At 70.8% G+C, this 16,657-nt stretch carries 10 protein-coding genes; 2 read left to right on the forward strand and 8 right to left on the reverse strand.

Annotated features, from left to right (window positions below; genetic code table 11):
• Window positions 1–62 precede the first annotated feature (62 nt).
• Window positions 63–431: a twitching motility response regulator PilH gene (gene pilH, locus IEX13_RS06835; RefSeq protein ID WP_188662457.1), complete on the forward strand. Its 369-nt coding sequence runs from the start codon at window positions 63–65 to the stop codon at window positions 429–431.
• A 47-nt stretch (window positions 432–478) separates the two neighbouring features.
• On the opposite strand, the gene IEX13_RS06840 is transcribed toward pilH, so the two are convergent.
• Together IEX13_RS06840 and IEX13_RS06845 are read right to left on the reverse strand one after the other, a co-directional pair.
• Window positions 479–1,354, reverse strand: coding sequence for a DnaJ C-terminal domain-containing protein (locus IEX13_RS06840; protein ID WP_188662458.1), 876 nt, complete (start codon window positions 1,352–1,354; stop codon window positions 479–481).
• Window positions 1,355–1,448: 94 nt separating this feature from the next.
• The gene (locus IEX13_RS06845; RefSeq protein WP_188662459.1) at window positions 1,449–1,889 is read right to left on the reverse strand and encodes an Hsp20/alpha crystallin family protein; all 441 of its coding nucleotides are present in this window, start codon (window positions 1,887–1,889) and stop codon (window positions 1,449–1,451) included.
• 176 nt (window positions 1,890–2,065) lie between these two features.
• Here IEX13_RS06845 and IEX13_RS06850 point away from each other — a divergent pair, with 176 nt between their 5' ends.
• Window positions 2,066–2,551 carry a peroxiredoxin gene (locus IEX13_RS06850; protein ID WP_188662460.1) on the forward strand — a complete coding sequence of 162 codons (486 nt, stop codon included), beginning with the start codon at window positions 2,066–2,068 and terminating at the stop codon, window positions 2,549–2,551.
• Here the strand turns inward: IEX13_RS06850 and pbpC are convergent.
• The 6 genes from pbpC to mtnA all read right to left on the reverse strand — a co-directional run bounded on the left by pbpC (window position 2,548) and on the right by mtnA (window position 16,612).
• Window positions 2,548–4,914, reverse strand: coding sequence for a penicillin-binding protein 1C (gene pbpC / locus IEX13_RS06855; protein WP_188662461.1), 2,367 nt, complete (start codon window positions 4,912–4,914; stop codon window positions 2,548–2,550). The two genes, IEX13_RS06850 and pbpC, sit on opposite strands and share 4 nt — an antisense overlap.
• Complete coding sequence (locus tag IEX13_RS06860) at window positions 4,915–9,816, reverse strand: alpha-2-macroglobulin family protein (RefSeq protein WP_188662462.1); 4,902 nt, start codon at window positions 9,814–9,816, stop codon at window positions 4,915–4,917.
• A gap of 65 nt (window positions 9,817–9,881) precedes the next feature.
• Window positions 9,882–10,661, reverse strand: coding sequence for a hypothetical protein (locus tag IEX13_RS06865; protein ID WP_188662463.1), 780 nt, complete (start codon window positions 10,659–10,661; stop codon window positions 9,882–9,884).
• Window positions 10,658–12,727 carry a PDZ domain-containing protein gene (locus IEX13_RS06870; protein WP_188662465.1) on the reverse strand — a complete coding sequence of 690 codons (2,070 nt, stop codon included), beginning with the start codon at window positions 12,725–12,727 and terminating at the stop codon, window positions 10,658–10,660. The genes IEX13_RS06865 and IEX13_RS06870 overlap by 4 nt, the downstream gene beginning before the upstream one ends.
• An 86-nt stretch (window positions 12,728–12,813) precedes the next feature.
• Window positions 12,814–15,450: a DNA gyrase subunit A gene (gene gyrA, locus IEX13_RS06875; protein ID WP_188662467.1), complete on the reverse strand. Its 2,637-nt coding sequence runs from the start codon at window positions 15,448–15,450 to the stop codon at window positions 12,814–12,816.
• Between the two features lie 103 nt (window positions 15,451–15,553).
• Window positions 15,554–16,612, reverse strand: coding sequence for an S-methyl-5-thioribose-1-phosphate isomerase (gene mtnA, locus IEX13_RS06880; RefSeq protein WP_188662469.1), 1,059 nt, complete (start codon window positions 16,610–16,612; stop codon window positions 15,554–15,556).
• Window positions 16,613–16,657 lie beyond the last annotated feature (45 nt).

Below are 16,657 nucleotides of genomic sequence, written 5' to 3' on the forward strand. Positions count from 1 at the left end.
CCCGGGTTGCACCTTGACCGCCCCCCCGGCATACAATCCCCCTACTTGTTGGAGGCCCATTCATGGCACGCATCCTGATCGTCGATGATTCCCCGTCCCAGCTGATGGGCATGAAGCGCATTGTTGAAAAGCTGGGCCACGAAGCCCTGACCGCCGAAGACGGCGCCGCCGGCGTCGAGGCCGCCAAGGCCAACGTCCCCGACCTGATCCTGATGGACGTGGTGATGCCCAACCTCAATGGCTTCCAGGCGACCCGCGCCATTTCCAAGGAATCGACCACCGCCCACATCCCGATCGTGCTGGTCACCACCAAGGACCAGGAGACCGACAAGGTCTGGGGCATGCGCCAGGGCGCGAAGGCCTACATCACCAAGCCGTTCAACGAAGCCCAGCTGATCGAGGTCATCAACAGCCTGCTCTCCGCCGGCTGATTTCCCCGAACGGCAACAAAAAGGGCCCCGCGGGGCCCTTTCTTTTTTCAGGCCCGGCGTGGGTCGAAGTCGAAGGCCTCGGCCATCTGTTCGTACAGGGCCTTCTGGGCGTCGGTGCTGGCCTTGGGCGCGCGCACCTCGAGTTCGACGATCTGGTCGCCGGCCGCCGGCTTGCCGGGCAGGCCGCGGCCGCGCAGGCGCAGCTTGCGGCCGGTGTCGGAATCCGCCGGCACGCGCAGTTCGACCCTGCCGCCCAGGGTGGGCACGCTGGCGGTCGTGCCCAGGGCCGCCTGCCAGGGCGCCAGCGGCAGGGTATAGAGCACGTTCTGGCCGTCCACTTCGAACTCGGCGTGCGGGCGGTAATCCACTTCCAGCTTGAGGTCGGCGCCGCGGCGGCCCTGCCCGGCCAGCCGGATCACCTGGCCCGGCCTGATGCCCGCGGGGATGCCGACCTCGAGCTTGCGGCCGTCCACTTCGATGCGCTGCTTGCCGCCGCTGTAGGCCAGCTCCAGCGGGATCGCCAGCTTGGCCCGGGTATCGCCGGGCGGCTCGGGCCGGCCGCGCGGACGCGCACCGCCGCCGAACAGGGACTCGAAGAAGTCGCTGAAACCGCCGCCGCCGAAGTCCTGTTCGAAGCGGAAGCCCTGGCCGCCGAAGCCGCCGGCACCAAAATCCGGCGGCGGCCGGAATTCCTCGCCCGGGCGATAGCCCTGCGACTTGAGCTGGTCGTAGGCCGCGCGCTTTTCCTTGTCGCGCAGCACTTCGTAGGCCTCGTTGATGGCCTTGAAACGCTCCTCGGCACCGGCTTCCTTGCTGACATCCGGGTGGTACTTGCGCGCCAGCCGGCGGTAGGCGGTCTTGATTTCCGCCTCGCCGGCCGTCGGCTCGACGCCGAGGGTGTCGTAGTAGTCCTTGAACTGCATGGTCTGGCCTTGGAAAGAGAGGACCCGCGGGGGCCGCGGGTCCAGTTTACTCAGGCTGGGGCATCGGGGCTGAAGCCCGCCCCGCGGGCAAGCATCACGACACCTGGATGCGGCGCGGGGTGGTCTCGGGTCGCTTGGGAATGGCGATCTCGAGCACGCCGTGCTTGCCGGTGGCGGTCACGCCTTCGGGGTTGGCGCTGTCGGGCAGCGCAAAACGCCGGTAGAACACGCCGTGGGCGCGTTCGACGCGCGAGTAGCGCTCGGACTCGGTGACCGCTTCGGTCTTGCGCTCGCCCTTGATCGACAGGATGCCCTTGTCCATCTGCACCTCGATCTCACCCGGGTCCACGCCCGGCAGGTCGGCCAGGATCAGGAAGCGATCGGCTTCCTCCTTGATGTCCACGCGCGGCATCCACTGGCTGGTCACCACGCTGGAGGCATCGTCGGCCTCGCCGTTGAAGAACTTGTCGAACACCTGCTTGATTTCGTCCTGCAGGGCCCGCGGCTGGTTGGCGGAATAGCGGATCAGGCTCATGGTTCGTCTCCGTGGTTGCGGCGGCACCCGGCCGCCATGCCCCGGAAATAGGGACGCCTGCACCGGCTTCAAGCCCCCGGGCCGACAGCGGGTTAATCCCTCATTTTCTTTCCACGGGCCTTCCGATATAACCAAGGGCCCGGCGACATTCCGCCCACCCCGCTCCGGAGCCCCCCATGACCATCCAGGTCGGCGACAAGATTCCCAAGGCCACCCTCAACGTGCTTCGCGACGGGGTCCAGGCCGTGGACACCCACGAATTGTTCGGCGGCAAGAAGGTCGTGCTGTTCGCCGTGCCGGGGGCCTTCACACCCACCTGCTCGGCCAAGCACATGCCCGGCTACGTCGAGAACATGCCCGCCTTCCGCGAGCGCGGCGTCGAAGTGGCCTGCCTGTCGGTCAACGACGCCTTCGTGATGGGTGCCTGGGCCAAGGACCAGGACGTGCCGGCGGACCTGCACATGCTGGCCGATGGCAACGGCGCCTTCACCCAGGCCCTGGGCCTGGAACTCGACGCCACCGCCTTCGGCATGGGCCTGCGCGCCAAACGTTTCGCCCTGTACGCCGAGGACGGCGTGGTGAAGCAGCTGCACGTCGAAGCGCCCGGCGAATTCAAGGTCTCGGCGGCCGACCACGTACTGGCGCAGCTGCCCGCCGCCTAGTCGAGCACGCGCAATCGCAGTTCGGCCCAGGCACCGGTGTCCGCCAGCGCCGTGACGCGCTGGGGTCCGGCCTGGTCGAAACGTATCGTCCAACTGCCCTGGCCGCGGGTTTCCCCGGCCAGGCGCCCGTTCACCAGCCACTGCACCCGTGACGCCGTACCCAGCGCGCGCAGCCGCAGCGTGGGTGGCCGGCTGCTGCCGGGCGGCGCGGCCAGCAGGCTGCCGTCGGCCGGTCCCTCGATACGCAGGTTTTCCAGGCCCGAAAGCGAATCCGCGGCGCAGTCGGCTGAAAGCGGCGGGATCGCCGAAGCCCTGCGTTCGGCCGCCGGCAGCCAGGGCGCCGCCAGGCTGGGCCAGCGCGCGATCTCGCGCCGGCTGCGGGTCACCTGGCCCCGGCAATTGGCCGACAGCCGCTGGCCGCTGCGTGCGTCCACCTCTATCGCCAGGCGGCCTGCACCCCAGGTGCGCGCCTCGCGCTCGGGCAGGGTCGGCGGCAGCTGGCCGGCCAGGGTCCAGGCCTCGCGCCGGCGGTGGCAGAGGCCGGGCGCCTGCGGGTCCGGCGGCAGGCCCAGCGGCCAGCAGATCTCGCGCTTCTCCACGCTCGCCGGCATCGGCGGGCGCTGGCCGTCGCGCGGGTCGCGCGGCAGGCCGTCGATGACTTCGAACAACAGGGGCAGCGCGGTGATCGCGCCGTACTGGCCCGGCAGCGGGGTGCCGTCGGGCCGGCCAACCCAGACCCCGACCGTGTAGCGCGCGGTGCTGCCGATCGCCCAGGCGTCGCGGAAGCCATAGCTGGTCCCGGTTTTCCAGGCCACGCGCTGGCGCCGCGAAGCGTCCACGACGCCGTCGCGAAGGCCCGGGCGGCCGTGCTGCTCCAGGATTTCGCGGACGATCCAGGCCGAGCCTTCGGAAAGCAGCCGGCGCTCGCGCAGCGGCGTGCCTGGGGTGTATCGCACCGCGCCGGCCAGCCCCCCGCGGTTGAAGGCCGCGTAGGCACCCACCAGTTCCTCCAAACGCGTGCCGGTGCCGCCCAGGATGATCGACAGGTTGGGTTTGGCGCCGCGCGGCAGGCGCAACCCGACGCCGCCGTGCGCCAGCCTTGCGGTGAAGCGCTCCGGTCCGACCCGGTCGAGCAGGTCCACGGCCGGCACGTTCAGGGAAAGCCGCAGCGCCTCGGCCACCGACACCGGGCCGTTGAAGGTCGGGTCGAAGTTGGAGGGGCGGTAATTGCCGAAGGACTGCGGTGCATCCAGCAGCAGGCTTTCCGAATGCACCAGGCCGTCGTCCATGGCCAGGCCGTACAGGAAGGGCTTGAGCGTCGAGCCCGGCGAGCGCACGGCCCGCACCATGTCGACGTGGCCCAGGCGCTCGTCGTCGGCGAAATCGAGCGAACCGACATAGGCGCGGGCTTCCAGCGTCGCGTTGTCCACCACCAGCAGCGCGGCCGAACTACGTTCGGGCAGTGGCGCGAAATACGCGGCCAGCCGTGCCTCCAGGCTGCGCTGCAGGTCGGCATCGAGCGTGCTGTGGATCCGGCCTTCGCCGGGGAAGGCGGCGTGCAGGCGCCGGGCCAGCAGCGCCGCGTGCATCGGCGGCCGCAGGCGACGGGAGACGACCGGTTCGATGCGCGCGGCGTCGACCTCGGCCTGCGTCCAGTCTCCCTGCCGGGCCAGGCGGGCGAGCACCTTGTCGCGCGCCAGCCGCGCCGGCTCCGGGTGCCGGTCGGGGCGCAGCCGGCTGGGCGCCTGCGGCAGCACCGCCAGCAGCGCCGCCTCGGCGCGCGAAAGCTCCCGGGAGGACTTGCCCAGGTAGGCCCAGCTGGCGGCCTCCACGCCCTCCACGGTGCCGCCGAAGGGCGCGTGGTTGAGGTACAGCGCCAGGATCTGGGTCTTGTCCAGGCGCCACTCCAGCTGCAGCGCGCGCAGCGCCTGCCGCAGCTTGCCGCCGAAGGAGCGCGGATGCGGTTCGAGGATGCGCGCGACCTGCATGCTCAGGGTCGACCCGCCGGACACCACGCGGCCATGCCGGAGCCGCTGCCAGGCGGCGCGACCCAGGGCCAGCGGATTGACGCCGCCGTGGTGGTGGAACCAGCGATCTTCGTAGGCAAGCAGCGCCTGCAGGTAATACGGCGACACCTCGTCCGGCGCCACCGGATAGCGCCAGGTGCCGTCGCGGTCGGGAAAGGCGCGCAGCGGCTTGCCGTCGGCCGCCAGCACCACGGTGGCGCCGCCGGCGCCGGGCAGCGGCGGCGGCAGCAGGCGGTCGGCCAGCCACCAGCCACCCAGCCACAGACCCAGGGCCAGCAGCAGCCAGCGGCCCGGTGCCCGCGCCGCGCCGGCCCGCCGGCTGCCGGGACCGCCCACTCAGGGCGGTCCGACGGTCACCGTGGCCGGGCTGGCACGACCGGTGCCGCGCAGTTCCGGGCGGTACATGTCTTCCGCCTGCGGCGGCGGCACGGCGTAGGTACCCGGCGTCACCGCCCGCACCAGGTAGAACAGGTGCGCGGCCTGGCCGGGGTAGAGCTTGAGCGCCGCCACGTAGCGGTCGTCGCGGTATTCCTCGTGCGCCAGGTCGGCGGCGAAGCTGCGCTCGGACAGCGTGATGCCGTTGATGGTCACCCCGCTCCACTGCTCGGGATCGCTGAGGTTGAGGTTTTCGATCTCGAGGCCGGCGGCCAGGCGGTCGACCACCAGCGCGTCGGGCATGGCCTCGCGCGCCTCGATGCGCAGCGCGGCCACCAGCACCTGGCCTTCGCGGAGCGGCCCCGGCTTCCAGGGGCTGCCGTCGGGGTTGTGCCAGCTGCGCACGACGCTGATCGCGCTGTCGTCGAAGGCCGGCGCACGCCGCGGGATGCCGGCGACGTCGAGGATGCTGAACACCGGCGCCTCCGAGTCCGCGGTGAAGCGCACGCCCGCGGCGAGTTCGCCGTGGCCGAAGCTGCGCACGTGCACCCGGTCGGGCGTGAGTCCGGAGCTTTCGCCGCCGGCCACCAGGGTGCCGGCGAAGGTGCGCCCGCCGTCCAGCGCCAGCTGCCGCCCCAGGCGCGCCAGGGCGATCTGCTCGCGGGTGCTGTACCAGGCCGGGCTGCCGCTGCCGCGCGCCTGCAGGTCGCGCGACAGGCCCAGCAGGCGTTCATCCTGGCCGGCCGCGTCACGCCCGTGTTCGCGCAGCAGCGCAAGCACCAGGGCCTGGTCGCTGATGTCGCTGCCGTAGTCACCCAGCCAGCGCGGACGTTTGGAGGCCTTGGCCAGGCCTTCGCGGATGGCCGCGTCGCCGCGGGCGGTGTCGCCCTGCAGCGACAGCGCCAGGCCCAGCTGCACCAGCGGCAGGCCGGTCAGCGATTTTTCCCGCTGGTTGTCGTGCAGCGCGCGCAGCGTGCCCAACGGAGCGCGGTTGAGGCTGGCCAGCACCAGGCCGGCCTGGGCCTGGTAGGCAAAGCGCAGGTGGTCGGACTGGTCGTAGGCGTAGAACGGCAGGCCACCCGACAGCAGGTCTTCGTTGAGCCGCTCCAGGGTCTTTTGCAGCATCGCCTCGGGCACCGCGAAGCCGGCGTCGCGCGCGGCCAGCAGGAACTCGGCGATCGCCGGCGTCAGGATCGGCGACGTGTCGCTGCCACCCCACATCGAAAAGTGGCCGCTGTCGGCCTGCAGCGCAGCCAGGCGGCTGATGCTGGTCTCGAGCCGGCGCCGGCGTTCGTCCTGGCCCAGGCCGGCCAGGTCGAGGCTGGCGGCCGTTTCCTGGTCGAGCAGCAGCGCGGCGTGGCCACGGCTGAGCGTCTGCTCGGCGCAGCCGTAGGGGTAGTCGAGCAGGTCGCGAAGGGCCTGCGCGAACGGCACCGGCGGCTGCGCGGCCAGGGTGAGCCGCGCCGACACCGTGGCCGGCATCAGGCCCTCCGCCAGGCTGGCATCCAGGGCCAGCGTGGCCCCCGGCGCCACCGACTGCGCGCTCGAACGCGCCACCGAACCCCAGGCGGGCCGCACCGGCAGGTCGAACTCGCGGTTGACCGAATGGCCGCCGCCTTCGACCTGCAGTTTCAGCAGCCCCAGGCCAACGCCTTCGGTGGCCGTCAGCGGGAACGTCAGGGTTTCGCGGGCCCCCGGCGCCAGCGTCACCTTGCGGACGCCACCGGTGACCGCCAGGGGCCCGTCGGTGCCCAGGCGCAGGCTGAACTCACCGGCCTTGCCGGTGAAGTTCTGCAGGTCCACCGTGACCGTGCTTCGGTCGCCCGGCGCCAGCACGCGCGGCGCGCTGAGCTCGGCCAGCACCGGTGCCCGCAGCACGCTTTCCGTGCTTGCCTGGCCATAGCGCTCGGCGCCGAAGACCAGGGCCGAGACTCGCAGCGTGCCGTTGAAGTCCGGGACCGGCAGGGCCACCGTCGCCCGGCCCTGGGCATCGAGCTTCACCGGGCCGGCGAACAGGTCCACGGTCTTGACCCGCGCGGTCGGACGCCGCGCCTGCGGCAGCGCCGCCAGCGCCATGTCGCCGCCGAAACGCAGGCGGGCCGATTCTCCGTCGAAACTTTCGATCACGCGGCCGTAAAGATCGTGGGCCTCGACGCCCAGCCGGCGCTGCGCGAAGAAGTGCGCGGCGGCATCGGGCACCGGGAAGCGGGTGATGTTGATGATGCCCAGGTCCACCGCCGAAATCGTCGCCCAGGCGGTCTGACCGGCCAGCGCCGGGGCCGCCACCGTCACCGGCAGGTCGGCTTCGGGTTCGGCCAATGCCGGCGCCTCGATGCTGACGTCGATGGTCCGCTCGCCACGGTCCATGGGCACGTGCACCACGCCGACGGCCCGCGCCGGCGTCACCTTTTCCAGCGCCGAGCCGCCGCGCAGCACCAGCGCGGTGATGTAGACGTCGTGGCGCTCCCAGGCCTCGGTGACTTCGAGTTCATAGCTTGCGCCGGGCTTGGCCTCCAGCGGCTGCACGTGCAGCAGTTGGTCGGATTCGACCAGCAGCAGGCCCAGGCCCGGCTGCGGCGGCGTCACCGTGACCACCAGCCGGTCACCGGCGCGGTAGTGGGTCTTGTCCAGCGCCAGCTTGACCTTGTCCGGGCGGGCATCGAGGCCGCGGTTCTGGTTGTCCCAGCTCCAGCCGGCCACGAAGGGCAGGCGCGTCACCAGGCCGGTGGCCGGGTCGCGGACCTCGAGGCGGTACTCGCCCCACTCCACCGGGAAATCGATGCGGGTGCCGCCGTCGCCGCGGGCGGCCACGTCGCGGGTTTCCACGACTTCGTGCCGGGCGGTGAAATCGAAGGCCCAGCCGCTGTCGTCGCGACGCCAGTGGTAGTCGCGGTGCTCGCGCACCAGGCTTACTTCCAGCGCGCCTTCGGCCAGTTCGCCGGCGGCATTGCTGCGCAGCAGGTCGAAACCGGCATTGCCGTTCGCCGGCGCGCCGTCCTTGAGGTCGAACAGCGGCCGCACGCCCACCAGCACGGGTGCCGGCCACAGGTCGCGGATCAGGGTGCGGGTCACGGGCCGGCCGCCGCTTTCGTACACGCTGCCGGCCACCAGCACCGACACCGGGGCACCGGGCTGGGCGACTTCCTCGGGCAGGGCGATGTCCTGGGCCAGCTTGCCACCGGCATCGAGCTTAGCGTCGATGACGTCGCGCGGTTCGCGCGGCATCGCCAGGCCGGGATCGCCGAAGTGATGGTCGGGCAAGGAATCGACCGGGTGCAGCGCAGGCGACAGCGACAGCCGCGCCGTGAACCGGTTGCCGGCCGCGGGCGCGCCGTAGAGATAGGCCGCGTCGACGGCCAGGGCCAGGGGCTCTCCGGGCGCAAGCGTTTCCGGTGCATCCAGGTCGAGGCGCATGCGCTCGGGCAGGAATTCTTCGATGCGCAGGTTCATGCCCTGCACGACGTCCTTCGCACCCGGCGCGGTGCGGAACTCGACGCGCCAGCGGCCGGTCGGCACCTCCGGCGGCAGTGCCTGCTGCCACTCGTAATAGCCGCCCTCGCCCGGCACCAGCCGGGTTTCCAGGTACAGCTTGCCATCGGGCTGGCGCAGCGAAAGGAACAAGGGCTGCGGCTTGACCGCCTTGCCGTCGTGGTCGCGCATCAACGCGGAAACGCGCACGGTTTCGCCCGGGCGGTACAGGTCGCGCCCCGACCAGGCGAACACGTCGAACCAGGCCTGGGCGCGCCCGGCCACCGCGAATTCGGAAAGATCCAGCGCCGGCTGGTTGAAGGGCAGCACCGACACGTCGCTGCCGCTGCGGGCCACCAGGACGTGGCTGGCATCGAGGGCATAGGCCACGCGGGCATTGCCGGCGGCATTGGTCCGGGCGGCGACCACGACGCTGCCGTCGCGGCCCAGCACTTCCAGGTGCACGTCACCGGCTGGATCGCCGGACTTGAGCGAGGCCGCGTGCACGAACACTTCCTCGCCATAGGCGCGCAGGTGCAGGCCAAGGTCGCTGACGAAGAAGATCGCGGTTTCGTAGTCCTCGTCATAGGCACCGACGCGGCGCATAAGCGCGAAATACACGCCGGGTTCCTGCAGTTCGGGGATGTTCTGCACCGGCAGGTAGGCGACCCGCCGTTCGTTCTGCGCGCCGCCCAGCACGAAACGATTCAGGTAGACCGGCGCCGCCACCCGCGTGATCGCCACGCGGTCCTGCCAGGGGCTGTCGGACAGGTCCCAGCCGCCGCGCCGGCCACCGCGCTGGTAGCTGACGAAGAAGTTGGCGAGTTCGGACTCGCGCACGCGCAGGAATTCGACGTCGACCTCGGGCACGTTCACCGACACCACCGGCAGGCCGCGGGTATCGCGCGCCGGCAGGACGTTGCCCTGCGAGGCAAAGCCCACCGCCGGCTCCACCGGCGCGGTGTCGAGCTCGCGCTCGACGTCGCTGCCCAGGGTGGTGCCGTCGGCGGCGGCCAGCGCGCCGCGCAGGCGCACGCGGTACTTGCGGCTGGCCTCGACGTAGGGGAAGCGCAGCACCTTCGCGCTGTCGTCCAGCACCCAGCTGCCCTTCACCACTTCGCCGTCGGGACCGGTGACCGCGATGCGTTCATCGAAGGCCTGGCCGGCGGCAAGGGGCCGGGTGAAGCGCAGCTCGATGGCGGTGGCGCCGTCATGGCGTCCGTGGCCGGCGCCCTCGAGCGCGAATTCATCCGGTGCGGTGCGCGTATCCACCGGGGCGACGCCCTGGAGTTCAGGCACCTGGCCGGCATCGCGCTGGCAGGCGGAGGCCAGCAGCACGGCGGTGGCGACGAGGACGATCGCCGCGGCGCGGCGAAGCACGGATTGAACGGGCATGGCCTGGCTCCCCGGGGGACCCGGGCAGTATAGGCCGGCACGCGGGCGGGCACGCCCGCCCGGGTCTATTCGCCGGCGATCGGCAGGGTCGCGGCCTGGGCGGTCGCGGCGGCGACCTTCTCCACCGGGATCATGCGCAACACCATGTCGGCCATGTCCATGCCGATGCCGGTGTTGCGCGAGCGCATCAGCTGGGCGAGATCCACGTCCACGTAGCCCATGGGCACGCCTTCGTGCGAAAAGGCCAGGCCCGGCACGCCGTCCACCAGCAGGCGAAAGGTCGGCGTATGGGTTTCGCCCAGCACCAGGCCGGGGCGGAACACGGCGACGCCGCCGTATTCGTCCGAGGTGCGCAGCACGGAAAAGAAGGCCATGCCCGGCTCGGCCGGGGCGCCGCGCGAGAGGTCGACGAAGGGTAGCTTGCCCTGCGGGTCGCGCAGGCGCAGCCAGGCCAGGCCCAGGGCACTGTCACGCGTCACCAGGTCGGCCGGGCGCCATTCGTCGCTGCCGGCCAGGCGCACGCGGAAGTCGCTGGACTTGGCCACGGGCGCGCCCTGCGAGTCTTCCTGGAAGCTGGAGAAATCCAGGCTGATCGTGCGCTCTGGCACCAGCAGCAGGCCGTCGGCGCTGACCAGCACGGCCTGGGTGCGGTCCTCGACGCGCTGTTCGTTGCCGGAGTTGGTCACCGACATCACGAACTTCACCGTCACCACCGCATCGGCATGGCGTTCGCCGAGCAGGGTGAAAATCTTGCGGTAGTCATCGAATTCCCCGTCCGCGGTTGCGGCCAGGAGCGGCATCGGGCCCAGCAGCAGGGCCAGGACAAGCAGGCGGACAAGGGTCATGGGGTCTCCGTGAGCCAGTAGCGTTCAAGGTAGAGGATGCGGGTTTCGGCGCCACGCAGCACCTGCACCGGGATGACCCGTCCGTTGCCGCTTTCGAGCGCGGCGTCCAGCGCCGTGCGCAGGCTGCCCAGGTCCTGCACCGGCTGCTCGCCCAGTCGCACGATGATGTCGCCGCGCTGCAGGTGGGCCAGCCCGGCCGGGCCGCCGGCTTCCACGCCGTCGACCATCACGCCCTGCTGGCTGGCCGGCAGGTCGCGGGCGGCGCGGTCGAAGAAGCCCAGCTCGCGGGTCTGCGCGCGCAGGCGGGTCAGGGCCAGCGTACGCAGCGAAGCGGTATTGGCCGGCGCCGCGCGCAGCGAAACCTTCAGCGCCAGCGCCTGGCCACCGCGGGTGGCCTGCACGGTGACTTCCTGGCCCACCGCCAGGTCGCGCACGCGCTGGTGGAAAGGCAGGTCCGAGGTCTCGTTGGCGGCGCGCAGCGACACGCCGTCGATGGCCGTGAGCAGGTCGCCGATCTTCGCGCCCGCTTCGCCCAGCGGGCTGCCCGGGTAAACTCGGGTGATGCGGAAACCCGGGCCGGGCAGGCCGAGTTCGCGCGCCAGCGAACTGGTGATCGGCTGCACTTCGACGCCCGACCAGGCCTTGTCCAGCTCCGGCAGCGGCACCCGCACCTGGTCGCCATGCTTGGGCACCAGCAGCGCGATGCGGCGCTCCGGACCCCGGCGGTATTCAAGCACCAGCGGCCGGCCTTCCGGCGGCGGCTCGCCGGCCACGGCCTCCAGCGCCGCCAGGTCGGGCACCGGCTTGCCGTCGACCTTGACCAGCAGGTCGCCGGCTTCCAGCGCCGGCCGCGCGATCGCCGCCGGGCCACCGGGACGCAGGCCGGTGACCAGCAGGCCACGTTCGCCCTCGAGGTTGCGGCGACGGCCCATGGCCGCGGTCAGTTCGGCCAGCGACGCCCCGAACGGCGCGAAGGCGCGCTCTTCACCGCGATCCTCGGGCTGGGCCCGGGTGGTGAGCCTGAGTTCGCGGCGCGTGCCCTTCTGGGCGATGCCCAGCCGGACATCGGCACCGATGGGCAGTTCGGCGATGCGACGCTGCAGGGCCGGCACGTCCACCGGCTGCAGCGCGTTCACGGCCACCCCGTCCACCGACACGATGCGGTCCCCCGCGCGCAGCCCGGCCTTTTCCGCCGCCGAACCCCGCTCGACCGAATTGACCAGCACGCCCTCTTCTTCGCCGGTGCCCTTGAGCGAGCGCAGGCGGAAGCCCAGGTGCGAGCGCTTGATCTCGCCGCGCTCGACCAGGGCACGCACGATGTCGCCGGCGTCCGGGCCGGGGATCGCGAACGCGAGGTCGCCGCCGAAGATCATGCCGCGCGTATTGACGCCGACGATGCGTCCCGAAAGGTCCACCAGCGGACCGCCGGAGTTGCCCGGGGCGATGGCGGCATCGTGCTGGATCCAGGCGTAGTAGCGGCCGGTGGGCTCATCGGCGCCGAGGCGGTCTTCGTAGTCGGCCTCGTCGTCGAACAGCGACACCAGCAGGCGGCGCGGGTTGTTCACCACGCCGGCGCTCATCGAATTCGAAAGCCCCCAGGGCGCGCCCATGGCCAGCACCGTGTCGCCGGGCGCCAGGTCCAGGGTGTCGGCGAACCGGGCGTAGGCGAAGGTTTCCGGCGCCGGCGGCTGCACCTGCAGCACGGCCAGGTCCGACAGCGTGTCGGTGCCCACCAGGCGCGCGGGCAGTTCCCGGCCGTCGGCGAAGACGACCCGGAAGCTGCGGCCCTTCTGGGTGACATGGGCATTGGTGGCGACGTGGCCCTCGGGCGTGACCACCGTGCCGCTGCCGGAAGAAACGGTCAGCACCGGTTCGCCCTGCTTGAAGTCCTCGCGCACCGTCAGGATGCTCACCACCACGGGCAGCACCTTGTCGCGGGCCGCGGCGATGGTGCGGCCGTCCGGCGCGATGACCGACGGGGACGGAACGGGATCGGCCGCAACCCCGTTCGGGGCAATGGCCAGGCAGGCGGCCAGCACGGCCGCGGCGGGACGAATCAGGATCATCGGACGCTCCATGGGGTTCCGGGCTTAGGGTACAGGTCGCGCGGAGAGTTCCGCGCGACCTCGTCCTTCACGGGCCCCTGCCCGGCTCAGGCGCCGGGCTGGTCGCCCCCGGCGGCGGCTTCGCCGGCCGGGCCGGCTTCAAGCCCGCCGCCTTCGTCGGCATCGGCCTCGGCGTCGACCTCAAGCACGTCCACGCGCTCGACCGCGATCAGCTTCTCGTCCTTGCCCACGCGCATCAGGGTGACGCCCTGGGTGTTGCGGCCGACCTGGCTGACTTCGGCGGCGCGGGTGCGCACCAGGGTGCCCTGGTCGGAGATGAGCAGGATCTCGTGTTTTTCGGTCAGCTGGATCGCGCCCACCAGGGTTCCGTTGCGGTCGGACACCTGCATGGCGATCACGCCCTGGGTGCCGCGACCCTTGCGCGGGAACTCCGACACCGGCGTACGCTTGCCGAAGCCATTGGCGCTGGCGGTGAGGATGTCGCCATCGCCGTCGACGACGATCATGCTGACCACCTTGGCGGCCTGGCCCTCGCCATCGTCCTTCAGGCGCATGCCACGCACGCCGGTGGCGGTGCGGCCCATCGGCCGGACCTCGCCTTCGTCGAAGCGCACCACCTTGCCGTTGCTGGCGAACAGCATGACGTTGCATTCACCGTCGGTGAGCTGCACGTCCACCAGGCCGTCGCCCTCGTCGAGGTTGATGGCCCAGATACCGGTCGAACGCGGGCGCGAGTAATCGGAAAGTGGGGTCTTCTTGACCGTGCCGTCGCGGGTGGCGAAGAACACGTAACGCTGTTCGTCGAACTCGCGCACCGGCAGAACCGCCTGCACCTTTTCGCCTTCCTGCAGCGGGATCCAGTTGATGATCGGACGACCACGCGCATTCGGGCCGGCGTCGGGAAGCTGGTAGACCTTGAGCCAGAACACCCGGCCGGTGCTGGTGAAGGTAAGCAGGGTGTCGTGGGTGTTGACCACCCACAGGCGGTCGATGAAATCTTCTTCCTTCATCGCCGTGGCCGAACGGCCCTTGCCGCCGCGCTTCTGGGCGCGGTAGGTGGTGAGCGGCTGGCGCTTGGCGTACCCGGCGTGCGAAAGCGTGACCACCACGTCCTCGGACGCGATCAGGTCGAGCACGTCGAGGTCTTCTTCGCTCGGGCGGATCTCGGTGCGGCGCGCGTCGGCGTACTCGGCGCGCAGCGACTGCAGTTCTTCGCGGATCACCTGCAGCAGCCGTTCCGGATTCTCGAGGATCTCGATCAGCGCGCGGATGGCCTCGAGCAGCTGCTTGTATTCCTCGGTGAGCTTTTCCTGCTCCAGGCCGGTGAGGCGGTGCAGGCGCATCTCGAGGATTTGCTGGGCCTGGGTTTCGGTGAGCTGGTAACCAGACGGCTGCATGCCGACGCCTTCGGGCAGGTCTTCGGGGCGCGAGGCGTCGGCGCCGGCCGCGCCCAGCAGTGCGCCGACCAGGCCCGGCGGCCAGGTGCGCGCCAGCATGCGTTCCTTGGCGACGGCCGGGTTCTCCGAGGTCTTGATCAGTTCGATCATCTCGTCGATGTTGGCCAGCGCGACCGTCAGGCCCTCGAGGATGTGGGCGCGGGCGCGCGCCTTGCGCAGCTCGAAGATGGTGCGGCGGGTGACCACTTCGCGGCGGTGGCGCACGAAGGCCTCGAGCATCTGCTTGAGGTTGAGGATCTGCGGGCGGCCGTCGACCAGCGCCACCATGTTGATGCCGAACACCGATTCCATCGGCGTCTGCAGGTACAGGTTGTTGAGCACGACCTCGGCCGACTCGCCGCGCTTGACCTCGATGTAGATGCGCATGCCGTCCTTGTCGGACTCGTCGCGCAGCTCCGAGATGCCTTCGATCTTCTTTTCCTTCACCAGCTCGGCGATCTTCTCGATCAGGCGGGCCTTGTTGACCTGGTAGGGGATTTCGGTGACCACGATGGCTTCGCGGCCGTTGTCCTCGTTGACCTCGACTTCGGCCTTGGAGCGGATGCGCACGCGGCCACGGCCGGTGTGGTAGGCCGCGTGGATGCCGGCCGCGCCGTTGATGATGCCGGCGGTCGGGAAGTCGGGGCCCGGCACGTACTGCATCAGGTCGGAGATGCTGGCTTCCGGGTCCTCGATGAGCGCGATGACGGCGTCGATCACTTCGCCCAGGTTGTGCGGCGGGATGTTGGTGGCCATGCCGACGGCGATGCCGGCCGAGCCGTTGACCAGCAGGTTCGGGAACCGCGCCGGCATGACCGTCGGCTCTTGTTCCTTTTCGTCGTAGTTGGGCTGGAAATCGACGGTTTCCTTGTCGATGTCGGCCATCAGCTCGTGGGTGAGCCGGGACATGCGCGCTTCGGTGTAACGCATGGCGGCGGCCGAGTCGCCGTCGACGGAACCGAAGTTGCCCTGCCCGTCCACCAGCAGGTAGCGCAGCGAGAACGGCTGCGCCATGCGCACCAGGGTGTCGTACACCGACTGGTCGCCGTGCGGGTGGTATTTACCGATGACGTCGCCGACGATTCGCGCCGACTTGTAGTAGGGCTTGTTGCTGTGCGCGCCGAGTTCGTTCATGGCGAACAGGACGCGGCGGTGCACCGGCTTGAGGCCGTCGCGGACATCCGGGAGGGCGCGACCGACGATCACGCTCATCGCGTAATCGAGGTAACTCCTGCGCATCTCGTCTTCGAGGTTTACCGGGATGATTTCCTTCGCGAGGTCTGCCATTCGTGATTCCGTTCCAGAGCCTGTGGGCAGGCGTTTCAGTAGCCCGGAATCATACCAGAAACCACCCCGTGGCGGGGCGGTTTAGACGGGCAAAAACAAGCACTTAGACGCCGGCTTGGGCGCCGAAGAGGGCCGCCATGCGATTCGCGTCCGGCTGGTGCACCACGCCACGCTCGGTGACGATGGCGTCCACCAGTCCGGCAGGGGTGACGTCGAAGACCGGGTTCCAGGCCTGCACCCCCTCGGCGACCATGCGCACGCCGCCCACCGACAGCAGTTCGGCGGGGTCGCGCATCTCGATTTCGATGTCGTCGCCCGAGGCGGTGGCCATGTCCACGGTGGACGACGGCGCCACCACCATCAGGCGGGCGCCGTGGTGGCGGGCGACGATCGCGTGCGAGTAGGTGCCGATCTTGTTGGCCACGTCGCCATTGGCGCAGATGCGGTCGGCGCCGACGATGACCCACTGCACCTGTCCGCCCTTGATCAGGTGCGCCACGGCGCCGTCGCCGACCAGGGTGGCGGGGATGCCGTCCTGCAGCAGTTCCCAGACGGTCAGGCGCGCGCCCTGCAGCCAGGGCCGGGTTTCGCTGGCGAAGACCCGGGCGATGCGGCCCTCGGCCACGCCGGCCCGGATGACGCCCAGCGCGGTGCCGAAGCCCGCCGTCGCCAGGGAGCCGGTATTGCAGTGGGTCAGCACGCCGCTGCCCGGTTCGATCAGCGCCGCGCCCAGGGCGCCCATGTGCCGGTTCGCGGCCAGGTCCTCGGCCTCGATGGCGCGGGCTTCGCATTCGAGCACCTCGCGCCAGTTTTCGCCGGCCACCCGCAGCGCCCGGCGCACGCGCGCCAGCGCCCACATCAGATTCACCGCCGTGGGCCGGGCGGCCTGCAGCCGGTCCAGCGCCGGGGCCAGCTTCGACAGCGCGTCGGCGCCGTCGCCGGCCTCGATGCCGCGGCCGGCCAGCACCGCGCCCCAGGCTGCGGAAATCCCGATCGCGGGCGCGCCTCGCACCACCAGGTCGCGGATGGCGGCAGCCACCGCGTCGCTGTCGCCGCAGGCCACGTCTTCGACCACGAACGGCAGCTTGCGCTGGTCGAGCAACGCCAGGTGGTCACCCATCCAGCGGATCGGGCGGATGCGGTCGTAGCGGTCGAAATCCATGGCGGCAGCCGGTGCGGGTGTGAACGCGCAGTTTACCAAGCCCCG

It is taken from the genome of Arenimonas soli (genome assembly GCF_014643775.1).
GTDB lineage: Bacteria > Pseudomonadota > Gammaproteobacteria > Xanthomonadales > Xanthomonadaceae > Arenimonas > Arenimonas soli.